The organism is Leptospira yasudae (assembly GCF_003545925.1).
Lineage (GTDB): Bacteria > Spirochaetota > Leptospiria > Leptospirales > Leptospiraceae > Leptospira > Leptospira yasudae.
In genome coordinates, this window is sequence record NZ_QHCU01000001.1 from 712,635 (window position 1) to 737,319 (window position 24,685).

General features: G+C 45.0%; 27 protein-coding genes and 1 tRNA gene. 14 read left to right on the plus strand and 14 right to left on the minus strand.

Annotated elements, in window-relative coordinates; all coding sequences use genetic code 11:
- Positions 1-4 precede the first annotated feature (4 nt).
- Together DLM76_RS03515 and DLM76_RS03520 are read left to right on the plus strand one after the other, a co-directional pair.
- Entirely contained in the window at positions 5-385 is a 381-nt protein-coding gene (locus tag DLM76_RS03515; RefSeq protein ID WP_118954932.1) for a PilZ domain-containing protein, read from the plus strand.
- A gap of 154 nt (positions 386-539) precedes the next feature.
- Positions 540-1,130, plus strand: coding sequence for a class I SAM-dependent methyltransferase (locus DLM76_RS03520; protein WP_158586366.1), 591 nt, complete (start codon positions 540-542; stop codon positions 1,128-1,130).
- A 73-nt stretch (positions 1,131-1,203) separates the two neighbouring features.
- Here DLM76_RS03520 and DLM76_RS03525 read toward each other — a convergent pair whose 3' ends face one another.
- Positions 1,204-1,554, minus strand: coding sequence for an LIC10260 family lipoprotein (locus tag DLM76_RS03525; RefSeq protein ID WP_118964365.1), 351 nt, complete (start codon positions 1,552-1,554; stop codon positions 1,204-1,206).
- Positions 1,551-1,889, minus strand: a complete 339-nt coding sequence (locus DLM76_RS03530; RefSeq protein WP_118954929.1) for a hypothetical protein — start codon at positions 1,887-1,889, stop codon at positions 1,551-1,553. Before DLM76_RS03530 ends, DLM76_RS03525 begins: the two co-directional genes overlap by 4 nt.
- 365 nt (positions 1,890-2,254) lie before the next feature.
- Between DLM76_RS03530 and DLM76_RS03535 the strand changes: the two genes are divergently transcribed.
- The 5 genes from DLM76_RS03535 (at position 2,255) to DLM76_RS03555 (ending at position 7,633) form a co-directional block, all read left to right on the plus strand.
- Entirely contained in the window at positions 2,255-3,064 is an 810-nt protein-coding gene (locus DLM76_RS03535) for an adhesin OmpL37 family surface protein (protein ID WP_118954928.1), read from the plus strand.
- A gap of 115 nt (positions 3,065-3,179) precedes the next feature.
- The gene (locus tag DLM76_RS03540) at positions 3,180-5,225 is read left to right on the plus strand and encodes a DUF4178 domain-containing protein (protein ID WP_118964366.1); all 2,046 of its coding nucleotides are present in this window, start codon (positions 3,180-3,182) and stop codon (positions 5,223-5,225) included.
- Positions 5,226-5,279: 54 nt separating this feature from the next.
- Complete coding sequence (locus tag DLM76_RS03545; protein ID WP_118954926.1) at positions 5,280-5,474, plus strand: hypothetical protein; 195 nt, start codon at positions 5,280-5,282, stop codon at positions 5,472-5,474.
- A 6-nt stretch (positions 5,475-5,480) separates the two neighbouring features.
- Positions 5,481-6,977: a polyamine aminopropyltransferase gene (locus DLM76_RS03550; RefSeq protein ID WP_118954925.1), complete on the plus strand. Its 1,497-nt coding sequence runs from the start codon at positions 5,481-5,483 to the stop codon at positions 6,975-6,977.
- A gap of 254 nt (positions 6,978-7,231) precedes the next feature.
- On the plus strand, positions 7,232-7,633 hold the full coding sequence (locus DLM76_RS03555) for a hypothetical protein (RefSeq protein ID WP_118954923.1): 402 nt from the start codon (positions 7,232-7,234) through the stop codon (positions 7,631-7,633).
- 48 nt (positions 7,634-7,681) lie between these two features.
- On the opposite strand, the gene DLM76_RS03560 is transcribed toward DLM76_RS03555, so the two are convergent.
- The 10 genes from DLM76_RS03560 to DLM76_RS03605 all read right to left on the minus strand — a co-directional run bounded on the left by DLM76_RS03560 (position 7,682) and on the right by DLM76_RS03605 (position 17,424).
- Positions 7,682-9,760: a 7TM diverse intracellular signaling domain-containing protein gene (locus tag DLM76_RS03560; RefSeq protein WP_118954922.1), complete on the minus strand. Its 2,079-nt coding sequence runs from the start codon at positions 9,758-9,760 to the stop codon at positions 7,682-7,684.
- Complete coding sequence (locus DLM76_RS03565) at positions 9,757-10,227, minus strand: EVE domain-containing protein (RefSeq protein WP_118954921.1); 471 nt, start codon at positions 10,225-10,227, stop codon at positions 9,757-9,759. The genes DLM76_RS03560 and DLM76_RS03565 overlap by 4 nt, the downstream gene beginning before the upstream one ends.
- Positions 10,224-12,191, minus strand: coding sequence for an ATP-dependent zinc metalloprotease FtsH (gene ftsH, locus DLM76_RS03570; RefSeq protein ID WP_118954920.1), 1,968 nt, complete (start codon positions 12,189-12,191; stop codon positions 10,224-10,226). The genes DLM76_RS03565 and ftsH overlap by 4 nt, the downstream gene beginning before the upstream one ends.
- Before the next feature lie 293 nt (positions 12,192-12,484).
- On the minus strand, positions 12,485-13,048 hold the full coding sequence (pth, locus tag DLM76_RS03575; RefSeq protein ID WP_118954919.1) for an aminoacyl-tRNA hydrolase: 564 nt from the start codon (positions 13,046-13,048) through the stop codon (positions 12,485-12,487).
- Positions 13,049-13,096: 48 nt separating this feature from the next.
- Positions 13,097-13,732, minus strand: a complete 636-nt coding sequence (locus DLM76_RS03580) for a 50S ribosomal protein L25/general stress protein Ctc (protein ID WP_118954918.1) — start codon at positions 13,730-13,732, stop codon at positions 13,097-13,099.
- A 15-nt stretch (positions 13,733-13,747) separates the two neighbouring features.
- Positions 13,748-14,686: a ribose-phosphate diphosphokinase gene (locus DLM76_RS03585; protein WP_118954917.1), complete on the minus strand. Its 939-nt coding sequence runs from the start codon at positions 14,684-14,686 to the stop codon at positions 13,748-13,750.
- Entirely contained in the window at positions 14,683-15,441 is a 759-nt protein-coding gene (locus tag DLM76_RS03590) for a sugar phosphate nucleotidyltransferase (RefSeq protein WP_118964367.1), read from the minus strand. The genes DLM76_RS03585 and DLM76_RS03590 overlap by 4 nt, the downstream gene beginning before the upstream one ends.
- 24 nt (positions 15,442-15,465) lie before the next feature.
- Positions 15,466-15,541, minus strand: a tRNA-Gln gene (locus DLM76_RS03595).
- Positions 15,542-15,545: 4 nt separating this feature from the next.
- The gene (locus DLM76_RS03600; RefSeq protein ID WP_118954915.1) at positions 15,546-16,439 is read right to left on the minus strand and encodes a 4-(cytidine 5'-diphospho)-2-C-methyl-D-erythritol kinase; all 894 of its coding nucleotides are present in this window, start codon (positions 16,437-16,439) and stop codon (positions 15,546-15,548) included.
- A 40-nt stretch (positions 16,440-16,479) separates the two neighbouring features.
- Complete coding sequence (locus DLM76_RS03605) at positions 16,480-17,424, minus strand: helix-turn-helix transcriptional regulator (protein WP_118964368.1); 945 nt, start codon at positions 17,422-17,424, stop codon at positions 16,480-16,482.
- A 204-nt stretch (positions 17,425-17,628) separates the two neighbouring features.
- Here DLM76_RS03605 and DLM76_RS03610 point away from each other — a divergent pair, with 204 nt between their 5' ends.
- Positions 17,629-17,931, plus strand: coding sequence for a hypothetical protein (locus tag DLM76_RS03610; protein WP_135779266.1), 303 nt, complete (start codon positions 17,629-17,631; stop codon positions 17,929-17,931).
- A 17-nt stretch (positions 17,932-17,948) separates the two neighbouring features.
- Here DLM76_RS03610 and DLM76_RS03615 read toward each other — a convergent pair whose 3' ends face one another.
- On the minus strand, positions 17,949-18,506 hold the full coding sequence (locus DLM76_RS03615) for a DUF1564 domain-containing protein (protein ID WP_118964553.1): 558 nt from the start codon (positions 18,504-18,506) through the stop codon (positions 17,949-17,951).
- Positions 18,507-18,693: 187 nt separating this feature from the next.
- Here DLM76_RS03615 and DLM76_RS03620 point away from each other — a divergent pair, with 187 nt between their 5' ends.
- Both DLM76_RS03620 and DLM76_RS03625 read left to right on the plus strand, forming a co-directional pair.
- Entirely contained in the window at positions 18,694-20,151 is a 1,458-nt protein-coding gene (locus DLM76_RS03620; protein WP_118964554.1) for a hypothetical protein, read from the plus strand.
- A 37-nt stretch (positions 20,152-20,188) separates the two neighbouring features.
- Entirely contained in the window at positions 20,189-20,464 is a 276-nt protein-coding gene (locus tag DLM76_RS03625; RefSeq protein ID WP_118964369.1) for a hypothetical protein, read from the plus strand.
- 214 nt (positions 20,465-20,678) lie between these two features.
- Here DLM76_RS03625 and DLM76_RS03630 read toward each other — a convergent pair whose 3' ends face one another.
- A complete protein-coding gene (locus tag DLM76_RS03630; protein WP_020986424.1) occupies positions 20,679-21,014 on the minus strand; it encodes an LIC10421/LIC12816 family protein in 336 nt (111 codons plus the stop codon).
- A gap of 734 nt (positions 21,015-21,748) precedes the next feature.
- Between DLM76_RS03630 and DLM76_RS03635 the strand changes: the two genes are divergently transcribed.
- From DLM76_RS03635 to DLM76_RS03650, 4 genes are all read left to right on the plus strand, one after another.
- Complete coding sequence (locus tag DLM76_RS03635; RefSeq protein ID WP_118955181.1) at positions 21,749-22,171, plus strand: VOC family protein; 423 nt, start codon at positions 21,749-21,751, stop codon at positions 22,169-22,171.
- A 193-nt stretch (positions 22,172-22,364) separates the two neighbouring features.
- Positions 22,365-22,814, plus strand: coding sequence for an acyl-CoA thioesterase (locus DLM76_RS03640; RefSeq protein WP_118954910.1), 450 nt, complete (start codon positions 22,365-22,367; stop codon positions 22,812-22,814).
- A gap of 143 nt (positions 22,815-22,957) precedes the next feature.
- Complete coding sequence (locus DLM76_RS03645; protein WP_118954909.1) at positions 22,958-23,422, plus strand: MarR family winged helix-turn-helix transcriptional regulator; 465 nt, start codon at positions 22,958-22,960, stop codon at positions 23,420-23,422.
- A 73-nt stretch (positions 23,423-23,495) separates the two neighbouring features.
- Positions 23,496-24,677 (plus strand): thiolase family protein, encoded by a 1,182-nt coding sequence (locus DLM76_RS03650; RefSeq protein WP_118964370.1) that lies wholly within the window; start codon positions 23,496-23,498, stop codon positions 24,675-24,677.
- Positions 24,678-24,685: the final 8 nt, after the last annotated feature.

Below are 24,685 nucleotides of genomic sequence, written 5' to 3' on the forward strand. Positions count from 1 at the left end.
ACTTATGGCCGACACAAAGTCCTTATTCAACGACTCTTTCGAGTATAGAGATCCAGCTCTGCAAAAAAGAAAAAACGCGCGCGTAAAGATCACGTTGGATGCGGAGATGTCGATTAAAGGAAAACAGGAAAGACATCCGGTCACCATTCTCGATATCGGAACGGGCGGAGTCGCTCTGGATTCCAGAATGACGATGTTCGAAGGCGATCGCATTCATCTTCACACGAGAATCAACGGCAAAGAATTAACCCTCGAAGCCGAAATCATCCGTTCTTCCGGTAAAAAAGCCAACAGCATCTTCGTTAATATCGCGGACGAACACAAAAACGAAATCCAAGAACTCATTCATAAGAAGTTTTTTGAAAAAGAAAAGAAACTGAATTAATCGTTACTTCGCTTAACAAAACCCAAACCCGCTTTCGTTTTTAGATTGATCGCCGTCATCCAACGAGGAAGATCTTGATATGTGCTTCTCTTCAAAATCAACCGCTCCGGAAAGTCTGTATGCTAGGCTGTTCGCTCGGTTTTATGATCGGTTTATGAACGGTATCGAGACAAAGGTTCTTTATAACAGAAGAAAAGAACTGATAGCTCCTTTGCACGGAAAAATTTTAGAAATCGGGAGCGGAACCGGAATCAACTTTCCACTGTATGGAAGCAAAGCCGACGTAATCGCAATAGAACCTTCCCTCTCCATGATGGAAAAAGCTAAGGAAAGAATGGCGAACTTGCTTCAACCCTCATCCGTACATTCGAAAATTCGAATGGAGATCGGAGGCTTGGGAAATCCCGAGACCGAGGCGCTCGTCCCACCGAACAGTATGGACGCGATCGTGTTCACTTTGGTTTTGTGTACGGTTCCGGATTTGGAATATGCGATTCGTTTTGCGCGTTCTCGTTTGAAAAAAGGCGGAAAGATTCTCCTTTTGGAACACGTGCAAGCTCAATCGGCGGCAGGAAGAATTCTCCAGAACATCCTAAACCCGTTTTGGAAAAGATTCGCGCAAGGCTGCAACATCAACCGAAACCCGGTCGCGGTCTTGAAAGCGGAAGGATTTCGACCGATCCAAGAGGATCGTTTTCGGCATACATTGCCGTTTTATCAAGCGATCTACGAGTTCGGCGAATGAGAGATCGGTTTCCGATCGGAAACGAGGGAACAAATCATTCTTACCCAAAACGATACGAAGAACGTTTCTAAATTTATTTTTTTCCCTCGTCGCCCGCAACGATCGAATATCTCGTAACGCAAACAACGGGAATCAAAGGCAAGATGCAAAAGCCCGGTCGCATCACGACGTCGACGTTTCTCAAAACGGAAGATCCGGTTTGCGTTTCCATTTCCTTCAAATAAGAATGAACTCCCGATGCCGGAATAAAAAAGATCCCGAATCGAAACTTGCCGGATTCGATAGAAGAAATGCTTCCTTGGGAAGAAAGATTCGATTGTGGTTTGTCCAAAACGACGTAGGAAAGTCTACGCGGCGGTGAACCTCCGCAACTCAGCAAAATCTGAGTTGCAAACGTCAAAAAGGAAATTGCAAACCATCTCATTGACCCTTCTCCTTATGAATCTCACCGCTGTCCAAGGCGAAACCTTGTATCGAAATACAATTGAATGGAACCAAAATGCTCGCGGATTGAGTGACCTCCGCATCGAGAATCGTATCGTATTTCGTGTCCTTAAGGGCATTTGCGAAGGCTTGCGCGAGACTGAATTTAAAGCCGCAGTCTTCCCCCTTGCGGATTTCACCTTTGAGTCCTTGGATTTCGGGAAGCTTTCTCCCATTCCAGTCACCTTGCGATAAAAGATATACCTTTTGAGTGCTGGAACAAGCGACCGATGCCGCTAGGAACGTTGATACGAATAAAAATGAAACTGTTTTCACGAAAGAAATGGCACGGACGAAAGCATCGAATCCGTTTCTCCTTTTGAATTCTTCTAAGGAAGATAAATGGAAAGCTTCCTCGATGGCAAACGGATTCCGGAGAAACGTAAAAATTTAAACAATAATATATCATTTTTTGAATATACTATAAATCGAATACAATCCGTTTTGAATCAAAAAATCCTTCTCAAAAACCGTCCCGATTATAATTCCGAGAACATGCAAAACAGCCTGTCGCGAATCCGCCTCAAAATGCTCTTTTCAATTTGTAAGATGACTTGCGGACATAATTTCAGAAAAAGAGAAGCCTCTCTTATTTCGAGGTTGGATTGAATTCTCCCCTTGCGATTCCCGAAAATAAATGTATGAGGACGGCGTTTGGAATTTCGATCTGGTTTATTCTTGCATTGCCGTTTTCCGTATTTGCCGATTATTCAAGCAACGGTGCGACGCACCTGGTTCGTGTCGAACGCGGACTCAAAACGAACGAATTTCTCATTAAGGCTCTCAACAGTTCGATTTCCAACATCGGTTCCGATGCTGACAAAGCTCTTTATAAACGAGTCATTCAACATCACGTAGAAACCAACCAGCTTTACTTTCAATTCGATCTTGAAAAATCCTACTCTGAACTCAAACGCACACAGGATCTGCTCGTGATTCTATATTCGAGTCTGATCGAATCGAGTAAAAAGACGATTCGAGGAGAATTGAATTCTCTCGGTTATCGCGCCATTCGAGGGACCGAAGCCAAACCGAAAAAACATCTCGAATTGGGTTATAGAGAATTGGCGGCGGCCGAACAGAAAAAATTGATCGCCGATAATTCAAGACCGTATCTGCAGCCGATCAAATTGGAACTGCTTTACGAATCTCTAAAATTGCTCAAACAATCCAGAAAGTATGTGATCCTTCTTTCCATGGAATATCTTTCCGATTTTCCTCCCGATCCGGAAACCGAGGATTTTTTGGGAATCCTGAACGAGATCAATCGAGCGATGTTTTCCCGCAAAGACGAGTTTGCGAGAATCCATTTTGACAATCACTTTCATACCTATTCGGGCGAGAATCTGTACGACACATATTGGCAAGATCCTGCCTTGGAAGAACTGGAAAAACCACTGGGCGAAGTCGATGCGGCTTACGTCCGTTTAAGACGACAAGCCAAACGTTGATTTTCTCCGCGTCACACGATCGATCCTGGAAATCCTCCGGACCAAATTCTTTTTTCCGATCGCACTTTCGAAATTCAGGTGACAAGGAATTCTTCCCTAGATACAACCGATCCTTGTGTTAGAATTGAGTTGTCCCAACTGCGGAGCGCCCGTCCCGTTTCAAAGCAAGGCTTCCATCTATGGAGTCTGTCCGAATTGCAAAACTCTGACCGTTCAAAAGAACCAGTCTCTGGAAAGTTTAGGCAAGGCCGGAGAATTGGTCCCCGATCTTTCCCCGATCCAAATCGGAACCTCCGGTAAAACCAAGGACGGGATTCAGTTTCAAGTTGTCGGAAGAATTCAACAGCAATACGCTCTCGGAACTTGGAACGAATGGCACGCGATTTCTCAGGATGGAAATTCGATTTGGCTCGCGGAAGCGCAGGGCCAATTCATGATTACGCAGCTTAAACCGACTTCTCAGAACGAAGTTTTTCCGGAACACGATCCGATTCGGGATTTGGATTCTCCTCCGGACGTATATTTTATCTCCTCCAAAACCTCCAAACAACTCTTGAGAGCCGGGGACACTCTCAAACTAGACAACGAACTCTGGATGATCCGCGAAATCGGCCTCGCGACCTGCGTGGGCGGAGAAGGAGAATTGCCGGTCGGGTTTCAGACAGGAACCACTTCCGTTCTTTTAGACCTCGCCACCGATCAAGGCTGGTTTGCTACATTAGATTATTCTCATACACCTCCCCTTTATTTCCGCGGGATGATGTACAGTTTCGATCAGATTCAGTTCATCAACCTGCGAGATCCGAAAGCGTTCCAAGGATTTCAGAAAATTCAGGAAGCGAAGGCGATTCAATGTATGGGCTGCGGAGCTTCTTTGAGTCAAAGAAGTCCGGATTTTTCCAAATCGGTCGCCTGCGAATATTGCGGAACCGTAATGGATACGAGTAAAGACGAACTGAAAATTCTTTCCAAGTTTCAGGAAGTGATCAAGGACAACGTTTATCTTCTTCCCGGAACAAAGCTCGCCCTCAAAGGAAAAGAATGCGAGGTGTTGGGCGTCGTCAAAAAATCCGTTCACGCAGACGGAGAAATTTTTCCTTGGACGGAATATCTTCTGCATTATACAGGCGGGTATTACTGGCTGAATGAAACGAACGGACATTGGACCGTATTCGAACCGGTTCCGTTTATTCCGAGAACGGTCGTCGGATCTTATCCTCCGAAAAAGAGTTTTCAAAAAGAAGAATATAAGTTGTTTAACTCCTCCACGGCGGGAACCGATTTCGCGTTCGGAGAATTCTATTATAAAATTCATGCGGGTGACACGGCTGAACTTGCGGACTTTATCGCTCCGCCGAAAATGCTTTCCTCCGAAAAAACGAAGAACGAACTTTTCTGGTCGATCGGCGAATACGTTCCTGTGGACGAATTAAAAAAAGCCGTCCACGGAGAAGTGAATCTTCCGGAACCGGAGGGAATCGGCGCCGCGCAACCGAATCCGTTTACAAAGATCAAAAAGCGAAACGTAAAGATCGCAAGTTGGTTATCGATTATCATGCTGCTTGTTCAGATCGGCTTCTGTTGGAATGCGCAGGAGAAGGAAGTTTTTAAGAAGGACTTTGCTTATGTGCGCGATCCCGCTCCCGGCGGAACGACCGATTCCTCTTTCGTCACTGAGACGTTTCAACTGAGCGGCGGCGACAGACAGAATGTGCAGATCAAGATGGACGTTCCCGAACTTTCCAATCATTACATCTATTATTCTTTGGCGTTGATCAATACCAAAACGGACATCGCTTACGATACGGGCTTGGAAATCAGTTATTACCAAGGTTACGAGGACGGAGAAAGCTGGTCCGAAGGGGATAAGTCCGCCGATATCATCATCGGAGAAGTTCCCGCCGGAGAATACTATCTTCGCCTTGAATCGGAATCGGATTTTCCTCGAGGAAGCGGTGCGAACGTGACCTTAACGGTCAAGCGCGACGTCGATCAATCCGTATATTATTTTCTGTTCCTGATCGCGATCTGGCTTCCGGTTCCGTATTCGTTATTCCGAAGTTTTTCTTTCGAGACCTCGCGAAACGAGAACAGCGATTTTGCTCCGTCGACTTCGAGTTACGATTCGGACGACGACGATTCTTCGTATAGCGACGATTAATGGAAAAATATAAAAGTTCGACAGAATTCTATTCGATTTTATTAAGAGGCGACCATGAGCTACATTAAACAATTATTATATCCCGCGTATGTTCTCTGGCTTACGGGCTATCTCACGTATAACAATTTTTACGGGGGTGGTTCGAGCAACGTGGACGAAGTGGAGAACGTTCCCAAAACCGTTCGAGAAAATCCCGGAGTTTACCGCTCTCACTACGCGAACTTCATGAGATATTCCGGAGGGAAGTAAAACCGTTTGCAGACCGCCCTTTATATTTCCGTTCTTATCATTTCTTCCTGCGGCCTCGTTTACGAACTTCTGGCCGGAACCATCGCCTCTTATCTTCTCGGAGAAACGGTCACACAATTTTCCCTTATCATAGGAACCTATCTCTTCTCGATGGGAGTCGGCTCCTGGTTGTCCAAGTATGTGGAAAAGGATCTCATCCCTAAGTTTTTGGAAATCGAACTCGCGATCGGTCTCGTGGGAGGTTTTAGTTCCGCCGTTTTGTATTTGAGCTTCGGACAAATCCGTTATTTTCAGATTCCTTTGTTTTTGCTCGTGATTCTGATCGGGATCCTGGTCGGTCTTGAAATTCCGGTTCTATTGAGAATTCTAAAGAAGGAACTTCAATTCAAGGAACTCGTGTCGCGGGTTTTGAGTTTGGATTACGTGGGTGCCTTGCTTGCCTCGATTTTATTTCCGATCTTTTTTGCGCCGAAACTCGGATTGATCCGCACCGGATTCTTATTCGGAATCTTGAATGCCGGAGTCGCGCTCTGGGGAACCTGGGCTTTACCGCTCAAACATTCGAGACTGATCCTTTTGCGCGCCCAATCCGTTGTCGTATTAACGCTTTTGATCTTGGGATTTTCCTTTTCCGATCTGATCACCTATTACAGCGAAGAATCCTTATACACGGACGAGATCATTCTTTCCAAACAATCCCAATTCCAAAGAATCATCGTTACACGCTGGAAAAACGAAATCCGTCTTTTTTTAAACGGACATCTTCAATTTTCGTCCCGGGACGAATATCGCTATCACGAAACCTTGGTACATCCTGCGTTACTCGCTCATCCTTCTCCCAAACAGGTTTTGGTTCTCGGCGGAGGGGACGGTCTTGCCGTGCGGGAAATTCTCAAACACAAAAGCGTGGAATCGGTTACGCTGGTCGATTTGGATCCGGCTGTCACGAATCTATTTACGGATCACGGAGTCCTCAAGGAACTCAACGACGAAAGTTTAAAAAACCCGAAAGTGAAAGTGATCAACACGGACGCGTTCGTTTGGCTCGAGGAATCGGACAAAACTTTCGACGTCGTCATCATCGACTTTCCGGATCCGAGCAACTTCTCCTTGGGAAAACTTTACACGACCGCCTTCTTTCACGTGTTAAAGCGAAGAATGAATTCGTCTTCCGTGTTGGAAATCCAATCGACTTCTCCGTTGTTTGCGCGTTCTTCGTACTGGTGTATAGAAAGAACGATCGCTTCCCTCGGTTATCAGACGCTTCCGTTACACGTATACGTTCCTTCTTTCGGAGAATGGGGATTCGTTCTCGCGGGTCAAAGACCGATCCGTTTCAAACCGGAATTTCCAGATCATCTCCGCTTTTTAAATGCGAAAGAACTCGAATCAATTCAGATTTTTCCGGAAGATATGTCCAGGATTCCGGTGGAGATCAATCGTTTGGACAATCAGGCTTTGGTTCGTTATTACGATCGGGAATGGAATCGAATCTTGGATTGAAATTTACGGAAACTCCGACAAATTTACCGTGAAAACAAAGGACGGCCCCGCCCTGGTTGGGTGGAGAGGCGGCGGGAAATTTTCGACAAAATTTCCTCTATCAGAAAATCACGGTTTCGTAAAGTCGAATCTTCTCTTGAAATTCGTGGGAACTCCCACAAAAAGCGGAACTTAAAAGCGAAAGACTTGTCTCACGAATTAAGAGTTTTAACATTTAAAGATCCACGGATACCGAACATTACTTGAGGATTTTCATGAAAAAAAATATTTCCCTTCTCACTTTATCTTCTTCTCTTGCGTTAGTCTCCTTGTTTACGTTTTCTTTAAGCGCAGGTCCTACCGCGCCCGAAAGAAAGATCGAAACGACGGTTCATGATTTTATGGAAGATTATGCAAAACCCGCCGTCAAAGCAGCGAAAAAAGGAAAACCGGAATACATCGAAAAGATCCTAAACGAACTTCCGAATTTCGCGTTGGAAGAACAAAAAGCGAAGTGGAACGAAATTTCTCAGGAAGCGTTAAAGTCGAAGGACTATGAGCAATCCTGCAAGTCTTGTCATAAGGAATTCAAAAAGGAATACAAGAAAACGTACCGCAAACGACCGATTCAAGTTTCCCCAGAATTGATCACTTATCTAAAAGAACTAAAGAAATAAATTTCCGTTGGATTCAAACGGAAAAAATCGAATCGAATTCGGTTCGGTTTAACTTCCCGTTTTGGAAATTTCTTGATAGGGAGGAGCGATCGCTTCTCCGGTATCCTTCTCGGCTTTTCCGTTCAGATCCAAAATCAAAAGCGTAATATCGTCTTCGAACTGATCCCCTCTCCCAGACCAAGACCGCACCGTGTCGAACACGATTTGATTCAAAACGCCGCCTTGGATTTCCGAATGCGATTTTAGAAGATCGTAAAATTTCTGATAACCGAACATCTGACCGAACTTGTTGCGTGCTTCCGTGACACCGTCCGTAAAAAGAACGATTCGATCGTTCTTCTTGATCGGAATGATGAGCTGGCCGTTTTTCAAATTTCCGTCGAGTCCCATGATCCAACCGGGTAAAAAGATCTCTCTGAATTCTCCCTTGGAATGGTTGAGAATCGCGATCGGCGGATGTCCCGCGTTGGAATACGTTATGATGCCTTTGTTCAGGTCCACGATCAAATAGGCGGCTGTGATGAAATGTTTTCCGTATTTTCCCATCAAAGCCCTGTTCACGTTCTTGAGCAGATCCGCGGGTTCGACCGCTTTACGCACTTCGATCGAGAACGCGAGTTTTACCATGGATGCGATGATCGCTGCGGGAATCCCGTGTCCTGAAACGTCGCTGATAAAAACGCCGAGTCTTCCATCGCCGTAATCGTGAAAGTCGTAGAAATCGCCGCCCACGGAACTTGCGCATTCCATCTTGACCGAGAGTTCGATTCCTTCGAGCTTCGGAAGTTTATCAGGGAGAATCGATTCCTGCAATTCTCTCGCGATTTTCAACTCTTGCTCGAGTTCCGAAAGTTTAATCTGATTCTCATACGCGTCGATGCTCGTCTGCAGACTTTCGGCCTGTAAGGATTTGAATCGATCCGCGAGCGCAAAAGACAACAACGTCATCTCCAACAAGGAACCGATCAAAGAACCCCAATTCGTAAACAAATTGCTCGGCAGGATTGAAAGATTCCTCAAAACGGTAACGAGAATAAAAACGACCAACACGGACCAAGCCATCAAAAAGAACCGCGCCGGTCTGTAGCCTTGGCGATACCGATCGATCCCCGCATAGATCACGATGACCGAGGCGAGAATCGGAAACAAGGTCAAAGCTTGCATATTCCAAAAATAGAATATAGGAAAGAAGGAAAGCACTACTCCCACGATTCCGGGGAACATAAAAAGGATCAGAATCCGATCCAAAACCTTCGTTTTCCGATCGGTGTGCAAAAACGATCTCGTAAATTGAAGGGAAAAAACGATCGCAAGATACGCGAACGGAACCAACACGTTGTTCCAAGTCTTTAAAGAATTCTGGAAAACATATTGATTCCCGACGCCGGTCACGGACAACTGCCACAACGCGAAGGACAAAAGATAGAGAACGTAAAAAAGATAACCGGCTTCTTTGACCGTGTATAAAACGAATCCGTTGTATACGAGCATCACCAGAATCGCACCGAAAAATAATCCGAAGAGAATATTCTGAATCTGAACGTTTACGATAAACTCGTAAACGCTCCAAGCCTTGAAATTTAAGATCAAAGATCTTCGTGTCGCGACACGAACGAGATACTCATCGGTTGCGGCGTTTTTGGAAACCAGACGATAGACTGGATGAAAATAGCGGACGCTTTGTTCTTTCTGAACTTCTTCGTAGCGAATCGGAAAACCGGAAATTTTTCTGTAAACGGTGAACTCTTCCGCGGCAGGATTGGCAAGCTCCAAAAACCATGGATGAGAACCGAACTCGTGATTTTTAAAACGCGTTTTAAAACGGACCCAAAACGTGGATTGCGTGAACCCTTTGGAAAGGCTGTTCTTTTCGAACTTCTTCCAATCCGGGTTGAAGTTAAGATTGGAAAAATCCTCGATGCGAAATTCGTTTTTAGGATCTTCTAAGATTTGAAGATTCTTTCCGAGGTATTCCCCTTTCATTTCACCGGAAAGAGGGAATACGAATTCTTCCGTTAACGAGTTTGTCTTTAGAGAGGTTTGAGTTTGAGAAAATACGTTAGCCGGAATCGCAAGCAGAGTTCCGAAACAAAACGAAATGAAGAAGAGAGATATGCGTGGCTTCAAAGTTTCACGCCCGCAAGTCCCAGAACAAACTGAAACTCCGCGGGAGAAACCGGTTGAATCGAAAGGCGAGATCCTTTCTGCAAAAGCACCATGTTTTTAAGCGCTTTCTGTGTTTTCATTTCTTCCATCGTGACAGGTTTCGGGAACTTTTTTTTGAACTTTATATCTACCATATACCAGGTCGGATTCTCAGCCTTACTCTTCGGATCGAAGTATTTGTGAGATGGATCAAAAGCGAAATGATCCGGATAACCGGGTTTTACTACTTCTGCAATTCCGACGATGGAAAGGGGGTTCGCCCTACTATGGTAAAAGAGAACTAAATCCCCTTTTTTAATACTGTCACGCAAGAAATTGCGGGCTTGATAATTTCTTACCCCTTCCCAAGGAGCGATATGGGAAGGAGCGTTGTAGAGGTCGTCGATGGAGAAGACGTCCGGTTCTGTCTTAAACAGCCAGTGCTTCATTCCATTCCGGCGTTGTAAGCTGGATTCGTTTTAATACCGTTTTGTTTTTTGGACTTAACGGTTTTTTCCGGCTTTTTTTTAGCACCTTCCTCGTTGGCCGGATGAACGATCGTCATCAGCTCATCGTGAGAAATGGTTTCTTTAGCCAGAAGAGCCTTTGCAAGTCCTTCAAATTTGGAAGCGTTCTTGCGAACGAGATCGCGTCCTTTGTTCAAACATGTCTGAATGATTTCACGAACTTCTTTATCGATCATCGCCGCGAATTCTTCGGAGTAGTATTTGCTGCTATGACCCATATCTCTTCCGATGAACACGTTAGCCTGATCGCCGCTGTAATTCACGGTTCCTAGTTTTTCGGACATACCCCATTCGCAGACCATTTTGCGTGCTATGTTCGACGCTTGTTGAATGTCGTTGCTGGAACCCGTGGATGTGACGCCGAACTTGAATTCTTCCGCGATAAATCCTCCCATAGCCACCACGATCTGGTCGAGCCAATAGGTTTTAGGAAGAATGTGTTTGTCTTCTTTTGGAAGAGATTGCGTCAATCCGAGTGCACGTCCTCTTGGAATGATCGTAACCTTGTGAACCGGTTCGGTATAAGGAAGAAGGGTTCCTAAGATCGCATGACCCGCTTCGTGATACGCGATGACTTCTTTTTCTTTTTCAGAAATGAAGAAGGATTTACGTTCCGGTCCCATCATCACTTTGTCGCGCGCTTCTTCGAGTTCTTCCTGAGTGACTCGTTTCTTATTCTTACGAGCCGCAAGCAACGCGCCTTCGTTGATGAGGTTCGCCAGATCCGCTCCGGTAAAACCGGGGGTTCCTCTTGCGATAGAATGAAGGGAAATATCGCTCGTCATCGGAACTTTGCGGGAATGTACTTTTAGGATTTCTTCTCTTCCTTTGATGTCCGGAAGATCGACCATTACTTGACGGTCAAAACGGCCCGGTCTGAGCAAAGCCGGGTCCAAAACGTCCGCACGGTTCGTAGCGGCCATCACGATCACGCCTTCGTTCTTTTCAAAACCGTCCATCTCAACGAGCATCTGGTTCAAAGTTTGTTCTCTTTCGTCGTGACCGCCGCCGAGTCCCGCGCCTCTTAAGCGACCGACCGCATCGATCTCATCGATAAAGATGATACAAGGAGAATTCTTCTTTCCTTGGTCGAACAAGTCTCTCACTCTCGAAGCTCCCACCCCGACGAACATTTCCACGAAGTCCGATCCGGAAATGGAGAAGAAAGGAACTCCCGCTTCTCCCGCAACCGCTCTTGCGAGCAATGTTTTACCGGTTCCCGGAGGACCGACTAACAGAACACCGGTGGGGATTCTCGCGCCGATCGCGTGAAACTTTTTAGGATCTTTTAAGAACTCGATGATTTCGACTAATTCTTCCTTTGCCTCTTCGCAGCCCGCTACGTCTTCAAAGGTGACTTTTACTTTCGGGTCCACGGTCATCTTCGCCTTCGACTTACCGAAGGAGAACGCTTTGTTTCCGGTGGATTGAATTTGCCTCATCATGATGAACCAGAAGAGACCGATCAAAATTACGATAAGAAGAATATTGCTTCCGATGACGCTCCAGAATTTTCCCTCTTCCGCGGAACGAGCGTCGAAGGACACGTTAGCTCTTCTTAAGGACGCGATGAGATCCTTATCCAAAGGAGCGACGGTGGTTCTGAATTTTACGGGCTTAGCCGTTTTGGATTCCGCGTATTCGGATGGAATGTAGAATCCTTCGATGACGTCTTTCTCGATTTGGATCTTATTGTATTTGTCTACGCTTCCTTTATACAATTTACCGAGAGGTTTTTTACCTTCCACCGGCTCCAGCATATTCAAAAAATCGGAATAGGAGATATCCTTAGTGGCGCCCGCGTTATTTTCGTAGTTGTAAGCGATGATCAAAACGACCATCATAATAATTAGGACAAAGAATACGTTTTTCAAGTTCTTGTTCATGGAGTTCTCCTGTAACTTAGACGCCTGTAAGAAACAATCAACAGGCAAGAGGTTCCTTCTGATAGGATTTCACGTTTCTTCAAAAAGGCAAGGAAGAATTGACCGATAACGCTAAAAGGAAATCGGCGGGAAACGGAAATCGCGCGGATTTTTTTACAACGCCTCAAAAATTTTGATTTTCTCGATCAGAAAAATTAAGCTGCAAGGTTCTGTCCCTATCGAGCGACCAGAAAGCGAGATAGCCGCAGCGAAGCAACGGCCTTTGCAAAGTAAATACGAGACAGGTTCTTACGTCAAAGGTGATATTTTTCGATCACGTCGTCGATATCTCCGAGAGAAATCGAACGAATTGCGGCTTCCGCGTCGTTGATGATTTGAATCAGACTCAGGTTTTCCATCGGCTCGAAATCTTCCTTTAAAAAAGAATCGCGGGACTTGAGATCGAATCCGTCGTTCCAAATTCCGATTCGAATGCGGATGAAATTCGGAGAGCGAAGAGATTGAATGATGGACTTCACACCGGGATGATCCGTTTCTTGAGTTCCTTTATCGACTACGATTCTTCCGAGAGGAAGAGTCCAGTCTTCTTGAATGACCAGAATTTCTCCCACTTGGATTTTTAAGAACGAAGCGATGTAAAGAACGGATTCGCCGGACAGATCGCTGAACGTCTGCGGTTTTAAGAGTACAACTTCTTCCCCCTCAAAATCACCGCGACCGATCAGAGATTTCTTCTTCTTGGTCTTGATTTCAACATTGATGTTATTCGCGATAACATCCAAAATTTTGAAACCGATGTTTGAGCGGTTGTTGTTGTATCTGTCCCCTGGATTCCCGAGTCCGACGATCAGCTTCATGAATACCTATCTGTTTTTATCAGATTAGACCTGATTGAAGTTCCGTTTTTATTTTTTTCCTTTCTTAGCTTTGTCGTCGCCAGCGGCGCCTTTAGCTTCCGCTCTTTCAGCGGCAAGGAGTGCTTTCGTTTTATTTACGGAAGTAACGATCGGATCTCCGTTGATCAAAATTTCCCAGCTTGCAGGAACTTTCAATTGGCTGATCTTGATCGCATCGCCTACATCGAGATCGGTAACGTCGATGGTAAGGTTTTCGACCAGATCTTCAGGGATCGTTTTAACGCGGATCTCGTGAATGATATGTTCGAATTGACCTCCGGTTTTGGAACCTTTCGCAACACCGGTAGTCTCGATACCGATTTTGGTGATGATCTTTTGACCGGGAACGACTTTGTAGAAATCAACGTGACGGATTCTGTCGAGTTCAGGAAATCTTTGGATTTCTTTTACGAATACTTTTTGTGCGCCTTGGCCTTCGACGTCGAGTTCGATCAGAGTGGACTGACGGATTCCGGAATGAACCATCTTTTCCAGTTCTTTCTCGTTCACCGCTCCGGAAGTTGCAACTCCGGCGCCGATGATATTTACGGGAACCAAGCCCGAAGAACGAAGACGATTGTTTTCGTTTTTACCGGTTTCTGTTCTTTTTTTAACCGCGATTTTGTGAATTGTGCTCTGGCTCATTCTTATTACCTAACCTTAATCGAATAAAGTGCTGACTGATTGATTTGTATGAATCCTCTTGATCGCGTTCGCGAAAAGAGGAGCTACGGACAATGATTTCAATTTGTGAATCTTTTTGGATTCGGGAATCGCGATCGTATTCGCAAGAACGACTTCCGTGAAGTTCGTCGCGTTGATGCGATCCACAGCCTCGCCGGATAGAACTCCGTGAGTGGCCGCGCAATAAACCGACTTCGCTCCGTGTTTCAAAAGAGCGTCCGCGGCCTTACAGATGGTCCCTGCGGTGTCGATCATATCGTCGAGAAGAATACAATTCTTCCCTTCGATCTCGCCGATCACGTTCATCACCTCGGAGACGTTCGCTTTCGGTCTGCGTTTATCAATGATCGCTAATGAACCGTTCACTTTTTTACCGAAGGCTCTCGCTCTTTCCGCACCGCCCGAATCGGGAGAAACGATCACGAGGTCTTCGATCTTTTTCGTATTGATGTAGTCCGCAAGAACCGGAGCAAAGTGAAGATTGTCGACCGGAACACGGAAGAATCCTTGGATTTGATCCGCGTGCAGGTCCATGGTAAGAATACGATTGAGACCAACGACTTCGAGAAGATCCGCAACGACTCTTGCGGAAATCGGAACGCGCGGCTCCACTTTTCTGTCCTGACGACCGTAACCGTAATACGGGATCACGACGCTGATGCTGGAAACGGAAGCCCTGCGAAGAGCGTCCATGATCAGAATCAATTCCATCAAATGATCGTTCGCCGGAGCGGAAGTCGATTGAACGATGAAGACTTCTCTTCCTCGAACGTTGTCTTCCACCTTCACCGAAATTTCTCCGTCCGAGAATTTCTTCAGGTTAATCTTGCCGGGTTGAATGTTAAGATGAGTACAAATTTCTTCGGCGATTTGTTTGTTGGAACTTCCCGCGAATACCGCGATATCTCCGTTCATGGATGGACGGCCTCCCCTTTGATCATGGCGGAAAGCATCTGTAAATCTTCGGGAGAATTCACTCCGTGACTTTCAAGGTGATTCTTTAATTTCATGGCACCGAGTTTCTTTCCGGAACTTCTATATAATTTCACTAAATCGGGAAGATAATATTCTCCCTGTGCGTTGGAGTTTCCGATTTTCCGAAGAGAATCGAAAAGACCTTCTCCATCAAAGACGTATGTTCCCGTATTGATTTCGTTGATAAGTTTTTCTTCCGCGTTCGAATCTTTCTCTTCCACGATAGCCGTAACATCGCCCGAAGAATTGCGGATGATTCTTCCGTAACCGGTCGGCTTTTCAACAATTGCGGAAAGAATCGTTGCGGAGAATTCGTTTTGTTTGTGTTCTTTTACGATATTGCCGAAGGTTTCAGCGGTAATCATAGGAACGTCGCCGCAGGCGACGATCACCGAACCTTGAAAGTCTTTGAGTTCCGATTCGGCGCAAAGAAGAGCGTGTGCGGTTCCGAGTTGTTCGGTTTGTTCCGCGAAAGTGACTCCGGAAATTCCGGAACAGAGAGCTTGCACTAATTCTTTTTTGTAACCTACTACGACTACGATCCGTTCTACGCCGGACGCTTTCAGGTGATCGAGTACATGAAGAAGTAGCGGTTTGCCATTCAGCTCTACCGCAACCTTAGGCTGATCCGTTTTCATACGGGTGCCCTTCCCTGCGGCTAATACCACAGCGACCTTATCCTGAGTAGGTTTCATCGTTAATAAATGTCAGTAATTCACTGGCTGGGCTGCTAGGATTCGAACCTAGGAAATGGCGATACCAAAAACCGCTGCCTTACCACTTGGCGACAGCCCAGTTTCTAAAAGTTGAATCGTACGAAAGTGAGATTTGGGAATTCCTGCCTCAGCCTGTGCAGCAGTTCTTCTTGGATCTCAAGGCCCTGGACCAGCCCGTACACACTCGAACCTGAACCGGTCAAAGAACAATAACTGGATCCAAACTCCAGGAATCTGTCCTTGAGAACTCCCAATTCCGGATGAAGTTGGAAGGCAACCGGCTCAAAATCATTCAAGAGCCTACCCTGCAGAGCGCTCCAATCCCCGTTTTTTAAGACAGAAATCAGATTTTCTGACAGCGTATTCCCATTTTTCTGGGAGCCCCCCTCTTGTAAAGGTTTTTTCAATAAGGAGTACATTTCCGCCGTATTCATCACCTGCGGAGTTAAGGCGAGAATTCCCTGTCCCGGATGAACTTCGATTTCTTCCGAAATTTCACCTCGACCGGTGACGAACGCATGACCTTCTCCTAAAAAGAAGGGAACGTCGGAGCCGATTTCAGCCGCAAGATCGCGCATCTCGTCTGAAGTAAAAAAAGAACGCCAGGAAAAAAGAAAGTTTAGAAGAGAAGCGGCATTCGTACTTCCTCCTCCAAGCCCACCCGCGGGAGAAATCCGTTTTGTAAGATGAATTTTGACTCCCGGAAGTTCGGGAAAACGAGATCGCGCCTTTTCATAGGTCTTATAAAGAATATTCTTTTTAAGATCGCCCTTTTCGGAAACCTGATCGTATAGTTTCCGTTTTTCTAATATGATTTCGTTTTCGGAAACGAGTTCGAAAACTCCGTTATCCGCCGGTTCGATTTCGATATCGTCTCCCCAAGAGGTTCGGAGAAACACGCTTCGGATTTCGTGAAATCCATCCGGCCGTTTGAACGGGATTTCCAATCCGAGGTTGATCTTAGCGGGGGAAAGCAAACGATTCTTCCTTTGTTGTTGCAAACGACTTCATTGTAGCCTAACGCAGAATGGATTCGATTTCGCCTACGATTCTTTTTACGAGATGAGAAGGGCTTTTCAGAATTACGTTTTTTCCAAACGGGAAAATCGTCTCTAAAAACCAGGCTTCTTCGCGAATCTTCGCTTTTGATAAATGATAAACGACATTGTCGAAGGTTTTCGTTTCGGAAGTCCGTTCGAGACCGAGTTTTCGATTTAAGTTGTAGAACACTTCTTTCGTGTGCCAGATTTCCGCTACACCGGAAGAATTCTCCTGTGATTTTCTGAATTCTTCAAATTCTCGAATGTATGTCGATTTCTTGTGACCCGCGGGTTGCGTAATCGGATCGTTACCGATTTTTAAGGAGAGAATATGATCGAGTCGAAAGTTTCGAGGGGCTTTTCGTTCATGACAAAAACCTAATAAATAATCTTCTAAAGAATGAAACAAAAACCACGGATCAACTTTTCTCTGAGAGGATTTTTCTCCGCTTCTAGATTGGTATTCGAGAATGAGGCTTTTTCCTTGGCGAATCGCTTCTTGTATGTTCGTTTTATAAGCGGACAAGGCTTCTTGTCCGGCAACCGGTACGATCGAAACGATTTTTTGAAGAATCTTACGCGTAGTTGCGTTGGTGTTCGGATCTTGATTTGTTTCTGCGGCTTCTTCTAAAATTTTGCGAAGGGTAAGCCATTCCCGAATGCTGAGGCGCAAACCGGAATCAAAACGAAACGGAAGAATCAATCCGAATGTATCCGTTTCCGAATCGTAATCGACCTGAATCAAATCCGCAACATGAGGAGTCGCGCCGAGAAAAAAAAGTTCTCCGAGCTGTTCCTTTAAATCTTTTTGATTGGTTACACCCGTCACACTGGAAAGTTCTTCCAGTGTCATTCGTTTCCCGTCCCTAAGATGACGAATCAGATTTAGTTTGAAGTTCAGTCGAACCGTGCTTGGATTCATGAAAACCTACGCCTCAAGAGTAAAAACGGCGCACATTCTGTAAACCGGAAATGCGGGATTCTTGCGAATCGATTTGTAATTGAAAAAAGGAAAATTTTAAGGATTTGGAATCCGTTTGCAAAAGAAGTTTCTTATTCTGCGTTCATGCAGCCAGAGTCAGAAAAGAAAATTCTTAGAAACATTCAATATCCGCGGAAATTTTATTTGGAATTGATGGATTCCGCCGGAGTTTTTATCGGCACACCCTTATTTTTAAAGGGGAATCGAATCCTAATTTCGGTGAATCAAAAACTGAGCGCGACGGAAGGTGATTTGATTCAAGGTGCGATTTACGGCGTTAGAAGTCGGGAATCTTGCGTTTTTGTCGGGAGAATTCTTTCTCGTTGGGAAGAAAGTTCCTCAGAGAGTTTCAGTTTTTACGATCATTCTTGCGTTTTGGAAATTGAAACGGAGGAACCTCTTCCACCGGGGATTCGGTTGGAAGAAGAATCAAATTCGTTTCGATAGGGATCGATTTGTGTTGGCTAAGATGTGGATTGGTTGGTTAAAAATTTTTGGTACCACGGGAAACTCGTGTCATATATAGTCCGAATCGGGTTTGGCGAGAATTTTAGCTGTCTGCTGATTCGATTGTGAGCCAGGTCTAGGTGCCAGATATAACTGTAATATTCATGAAATGTTGGAACTCCTGCGTTCACAGTTTCCACAATAGAATCCCCAACCCCTACCTCATCTAAGGCCAACAGAAAATTAAAAAGGTAGCAACGCGAAACTCCATGCGCGTTCGCGAAGGCCCCTAAAATAGACCAATATCCGCTGCTCACTCTAAAGTTGATCCGCTTCATCCTTCCTCGATCTTGATATAAAGTCGTTCCGGCTTTAGAATTGATGCGCCGCGTAGCCGAAATAAATTTTCCATATCTCCTCAATAGATAAGGAAGCTTCTTCGACAAACTCAATTGATTCTCCGGCGACAGCCGATCGTAGTAATTTTCCGGAACGAGCAACGTGACAACCTTACTCGTTTCTTCAACCAAAGGAGACTCGATTTTATGATGCGAATCGGAAAGTATCCATTCCATACCTTTCACGGTTCTCCCCAAACGATCTCGAGGAGCCCTATCTCATAAAAAAATCCGAAAACTCAAATAAAATCCTCCTCCTTATCCTTAATTGATTTGATCACCACTACCGACGCGACATCTCAATAAGAAAAACGGAAAACACAACGTGATTGACAATCCGATTCACGAAAAGATTCTTCCGAAGATGCGAAAACTTGTCCTAATTCTCATTCTTTGCTTACCCGCTCTTTATTACTCTGGAACCGTACTCAGTTGGGAGAAAAAGAAGAAACTCCCGATTACGGGAGACGAGCCTCATTACTTAATGATCTCGGAAAGCCTTGCCGTTGACGGCGACCTCGATTTAAAAAATAACTACGAGCAAGACGCTAAAACGAACAGAATTATCGGACCGGTCGATGCGGAAAACCACACTGTTATTGTTCCTTCAAACGCGATAAACTACGGGCACAAAAAATTCTACAGCATTCACTCCATTGGAACGTCTTTACTTTCATTGATCGGATACAAGACTTTCGGAATTTTAGGATCAAAAATTGCGCTAACTCTAATCGCAGGCATTCTCCCTTTTCTTTTTTATTCCATGGGAAGAAGTCTCCATCTCTCGCCGTTTCAATCCGCCGCCATATCGATTCTTTACTCCGTCAGTCTTCCGTTTCCGATGGCGGCGGGACAAATCTTCCCCGATCTTCCGAGCGGCATTCTATTGACAACCGCAATCGCGATTCTCCTTTCATCTGAAACGAATACAACATTCAAAAATAGGAATATTCTTTTTTTTATATGCTCCGCCGTTATCGGTCTGTCAATATGGCTTCATCTCAAGAATCTGCCGGTTGCAATTCTTATTCTCTCTTTGCCTTTCCTATCGAAAAAAGAATGGACGTCAAAAACCAAAGCGATCCTTTTAGGACCTGCGCTTGCTTCGCTAATCGGCCTCGTGATTTACAATCTTCTCTTATTCGGATCCTATGTCGGCCCCTATGCGCGCGCAGGCCGCAACTTCCACAAAACCTTCGATCCCGATCTTTCCCATTGGATCACGGTGTTTTCCGGACTTTGGATGGACCGCAACCAGGGACTTTTCTTTCAAAATCCGTTGATTTGGATTCCTGGGTTGTTCGGTTGGATCGCTCTAATTTCGGATCAAAAACTCCGTAAGGTAGGGATTCTCCTGGGGATTGTCGTGATTCTTCAATTAGGAATCAATGCAGGACACCCCTGTTCTTACGGGTGCCTTTCCTTGCCGGGAAGATTTCAGTGGAGTTCCGCTCCTTTGTTCTTTCTACCGTTCCTTGCCGGATGGAAAATTTTCAATGCCGCCTATCGAAAGATTTCCTGGGGAACTCTATTCGTCTTTGTCGCTTATCAAATTTGGATCGGTAAAACCTGGTTCGATCATACGGCTTCTCTCTATCATACGATGGAACCGGACCCGGCCCAAAGGACCGGTTTTTTACCGGACTCGATTCTTCCGTATTTACCTTCTTGGACCGATATCAATGAATCCTGGAAATCTCCGATCAATTGGGTTTGGATTCTCATTTTTCTCTCCCCGATTCCGATCTATTTTCTGTGGATTCGGAACAATCCGAAGATGCAAAACGGTCTGAATCCTTTGATTGACAGAGAAGCTAAATAAGAGTCAGTATTCTAAGAAAGGTATCTAAAGAATCGCCATGAAACGAAACCCGAACACAATCCCCAAACTCATTCTCTCTTTTGCGCTCGCGATCCTACTTTCTTCCAAAATAGAAGCACAGGACGCGACCCAGAACGTTAAGGAGAAGATGGTTTGTCAAAAGATCGAACTCATTGTGAACGGACAGACCTACGACGACGGACATAAATGCGTTTCTCCGGATGCGATCTGTTATCTTGTGGAAGGCCTTTCTTTGAGCTGTTTCCCAAACCCCAACCGTGAACCCGCGTTAAACAAGCCTAAGACGAACTAAGATCAAAAAACTCCACAAACCGGGCGAACGCGACAACAGCGAAATCTTGTAAGGACAAATCGCGACTCTTGTTCCAAGGGAGACGATCGCTTTCTTTTGAAGTCCGCAATCAAACCTCACAAACACCATCCCAACATTCGTACAATAAAAAAGGCGCCTCAATGGACGCCCTTTTTATATTCAACCTAAGAAAAGCAGGTCGAACGAAGAAAGATTAAAGACTTCCGAGAACGGATTGATATCTTTGAGCTTCTTTTTCCAATGCTTGAGCTTGTTTCAGATATTTTTGAGATTGAACGTTGCTTGCAAGGAATTTGCCGCCGGTGGATCTTCTTGCGAGTTCGCGAAGTTCCTCAGCTCTGGTGGCTTTTTGTTGTGCAACGGCTTTCAGATAATTTCCAACCGCAGTTTTTTGTTCTTTTGTTACTGCGCTTTCAACGATCGCTTTTTCCAAAAGTTGATCTTCAACTTCTTCGGATACGGCAAACACGGAGCTTGTAGCCAAAAGGCCAAGAAGGGAAATTACAGAAATCAGTTTGTTTGTTTTCATGATTGAAACCTCAGATGAGTTTTTGTTTTTTGAAGACCGAATCTTCAATACCAATCTGACCAAGCATCCCGAAGAAATAAATCAAAAAAAATTCAAGAGCCCTTTTTTCTTAAAAAAATTCCCAAAACGGGTATGAAACTTAACGCATTTTGAATATTCAATATTTATTAAACATTCATGTTCGCCAACCGATTCAAAACAATACAAACTCACGATAACGAGCTTAGTATTTGCAGTTTTCCTTATAGACCTGGTCGCAACAAACACAAGATCCAAGAAGATGCTTATAGAAAACGCTGTTGTTCTGTTTGAGCGCAGAATTCTTCAATAAATGAGCAAATATCCAAATGAGGCTGCATTCGTATTTGGGAAAATCTATTCACCTTACCGTTTACCGGTCGTATTTTGGAGAAAATTCATACAAATGTAGACCCATCGAACTTTGCCTATTTTATAGGCACCCAGGTTTTAAAAAATTTGATAATAGAATCAGCAATATCTTTTAAAAATTAGAAAACCCTCTCAAATTACGATCAAATTCTCCAAGAATGCTGCAAAACCAAATCGTTAAAGGAACAGACTACGACCTGCTAAAACATCATAACCCAAAGGAAAACCGAAGGAGTTCAACCATTTCCAGGAAAGAAAGCCGGTAAAACGACATAATTCCCCTTACAACGAATTGTGAATTGTGCAATCTTCAAATCCTGAGAAACGTGGATTTGGAAAAAAACATGAAATACCTACATACAATGATACGCGTTTTAGATCTGGAAAAGGCTCTCGATTTCTTCTGCATGACGCTGGAACTGGTCGTCGTGCGGAAAAAAGAACATCCCGAAGGGAAATACACGCTCGTCTTTTTATCAACAGGCGAAGCCGACGCACCCGAAATCGAATTAACCTACAACTGGGGACAAAAAGATCCTTATACAGTAGGAAGAAATTTCGGACATTTGGCCTTTGAAGTGGACAATATCTACGAAACCTGTGCGCGAATCGTATCCCGCGGAATTACGATCAACCGCCCTCCTCGCGATGGAAGAATGGCGTTCATCCGTTCTCCGGATCAAATTTCGGTCGAACTTCTTCAAAAAGGACACGCGTTACCGCCCGAAGAACCTTGGGTTTCCATGCCCAATACGGGAGAATGGTAGAAAAAATTTACGGATCGCGCGCCGGAATTCTTTTCTAAATTTTACGCGCATACGAAAACAAAACGCAAATTCAACGTCTGCTTTCGATTTCCTGCTTCGTGTTTTATCTTAACGCGGAATCGCAGTCAAAAAAACTCTTGACTTTATATAGTGCATATACACTATATAAAAAGAACCGCCAAGGGAGAATCCAATGGAAGAAGAATTTCGCTTTGAATCCAAAATCCCGGTCCGTTTTAGCGATACCGACGTAAACGGACACGTAAACAACCAGAATTATAATTCGTATTGCGACGAAGCCAAGATGAAAGCCTTTGTCAGTTCGGGAGTCGATCTCGAAAAAATGAAACGGGAAGGAATCGGACCGATCGTTTACAAAGCCGAATACGAATATCTCGGCGATCTCAAATATCCCGATACGGTAATCGTGAGAACCAGAGTGGAATTTATTAAAAAGACAAGAGCCGTTTTTCATCAGGAACTGGAACGCGAATCCGACGGAAAACTCGTGAGCCGAGTTCGTTCTTACGGAATGTGGATCAATTTTGAAACGAAAAAACCCGCGTTCTTGCCGGCGGAAGTAATAGAGAGAATGGGAGAATTCAAAAATCATTCTTCGAAGAAAGAAGCGGCGCTCGTTTAAACGACGACCGAAACCGCGAAGTCTTCCAGGAAACCTTACAATCGGAGTAATTCATGCTTCACTTGCCAACCGGATCCTCGCGAACTAGGATCCGGTTGTTTTTTTCTTACGGTATTTAAGATTGGTTATTAGAGGAAACGATCGTGAAACTTTCCAACAAAGATCTGAGAACGATAGGGCTTTCCTGTTTGAATGTAAGCTTACGAAGAACCACCCGCAAAATCACGTCCTATTACGACTTCATTCTAAAACCCGCGGGACTGCGCATCACTCAATTCACTATCTTAGTCAGCATCGCATACGAACAGAAATGCAGCATCACGGACTTATCCAAAATCACGGACATTGATCGAACCACTCTTCAAAGAAGTTTGGAAATTTTAAAAAGGGACGAACTGATCCGAATCGAAAAAAAAGAATCCGGAAACGTCCGCTCCGTATTTCTTACGAAAAAGGGAGAATCCAAAGTGGAAGAAGCAATCGAACTTTGGAAACAGGCGCAGGACTCGCTTACCGAATCTTTGGGAAAAGCCAAATTCAAGGAAACGCTTGCGATCCTCTCGGAAGTCAGAAAACTTCCGATTCTTCAATCCGATTTCGAAGAATGATCCCGAATGAGAAATGAAAAGCGTCTAAAAGATGATTAGATAGTGTATATACACTAAATAAAAGGAGAATCTCATGGTTTATATCGTCGACGGAGCCAGAACCCCGTTCGGAAAATTCGGCGGAGGACTGAAAGATTTCAGCTCTTCCGAACTCGGAGCCATCACCGCAAAAGAAACGATTCGTAAAACGGGAGTCGATCCCAATCAAATCGAAGAGGCTATTTACGGAAACGTAATTCAAGACGACAAGGATTCCGCATATCTTGCAAGACATATCGCGCTTCGATCCGGCTTATCCGAACAATCCAGCGCACTCACGATCAATCGTCTTTGCGGCTCCGGCATGGAAAGTATTCTGATCGGAGCCCGGAAAATTCTTTCTAAAGAGAACGAACTGATTCTCGCGGGAGGAACCGAATCGATGAGCAACGCGCCCTTCGTTTTAAAAAACGCGAGATGGGGAAACAAATACGGAGACACGATCGCGGAAGACAGACTCGCACAAAGCCTCACCGATTGTTTCGTCGATCTTACGATGGGAATGACGGCGGAGAATATCGCGACACGATACGGAATCTCCAGACAAGAACAAGACGAATGGGCCGGAATTTCTCAAGTACGGGCCGAAAAAGCGACGCTCGCGCAAACCCTCGCGGAAGAAATGATTCCCGTTGCGACCAAAGGAAAGAAGTCTTTTCTATTGAACAAAGACGAACAAATCCGGGGAGAAGAATGCGTTCCTCAGTTGAAGCAGCTTCCCAGCGCGTTTCTGAAAGAAGGAACCGTAACCGCCGGCAACGCATCCGGAATCAACGACGGAGCCGCTTCGGTTTTGTTGGCTTCCGATTCCTGGGTTCAAAGTTCCGGCGTTCAACCGCTCGCAAAAATTCTCGGTTACGCGAACGTAGGATGCGATCCGAAGTTCATGGGTTTAGGCCCCGTATTTGCGGTCCCCAAAGCTCTGGAGAATGCGGGCGTTGGAATCAACGACGTCGATCTTTTCGAAATCAACGAAGCGTATGCGTCCCAAGTTTTGGCCGTGATGAGAGAATTAAAACTCGATCCGAATAAAACGAACGTGAACGGAGGAGCGATCGCGATCGGCCATCCGCTCGGCGCAAGCGGAACCAGAGTCGCTCTTACGCTTGCCTACGAACTCAAACGGAGAAACTTGAAACTCGGCGTCGCTTCGCTCTGTATCGGAGGCGGACAAGGAATCGCAATCGTATTAGAAAATCCTAATTTTAAAAAATGAGAATGTCG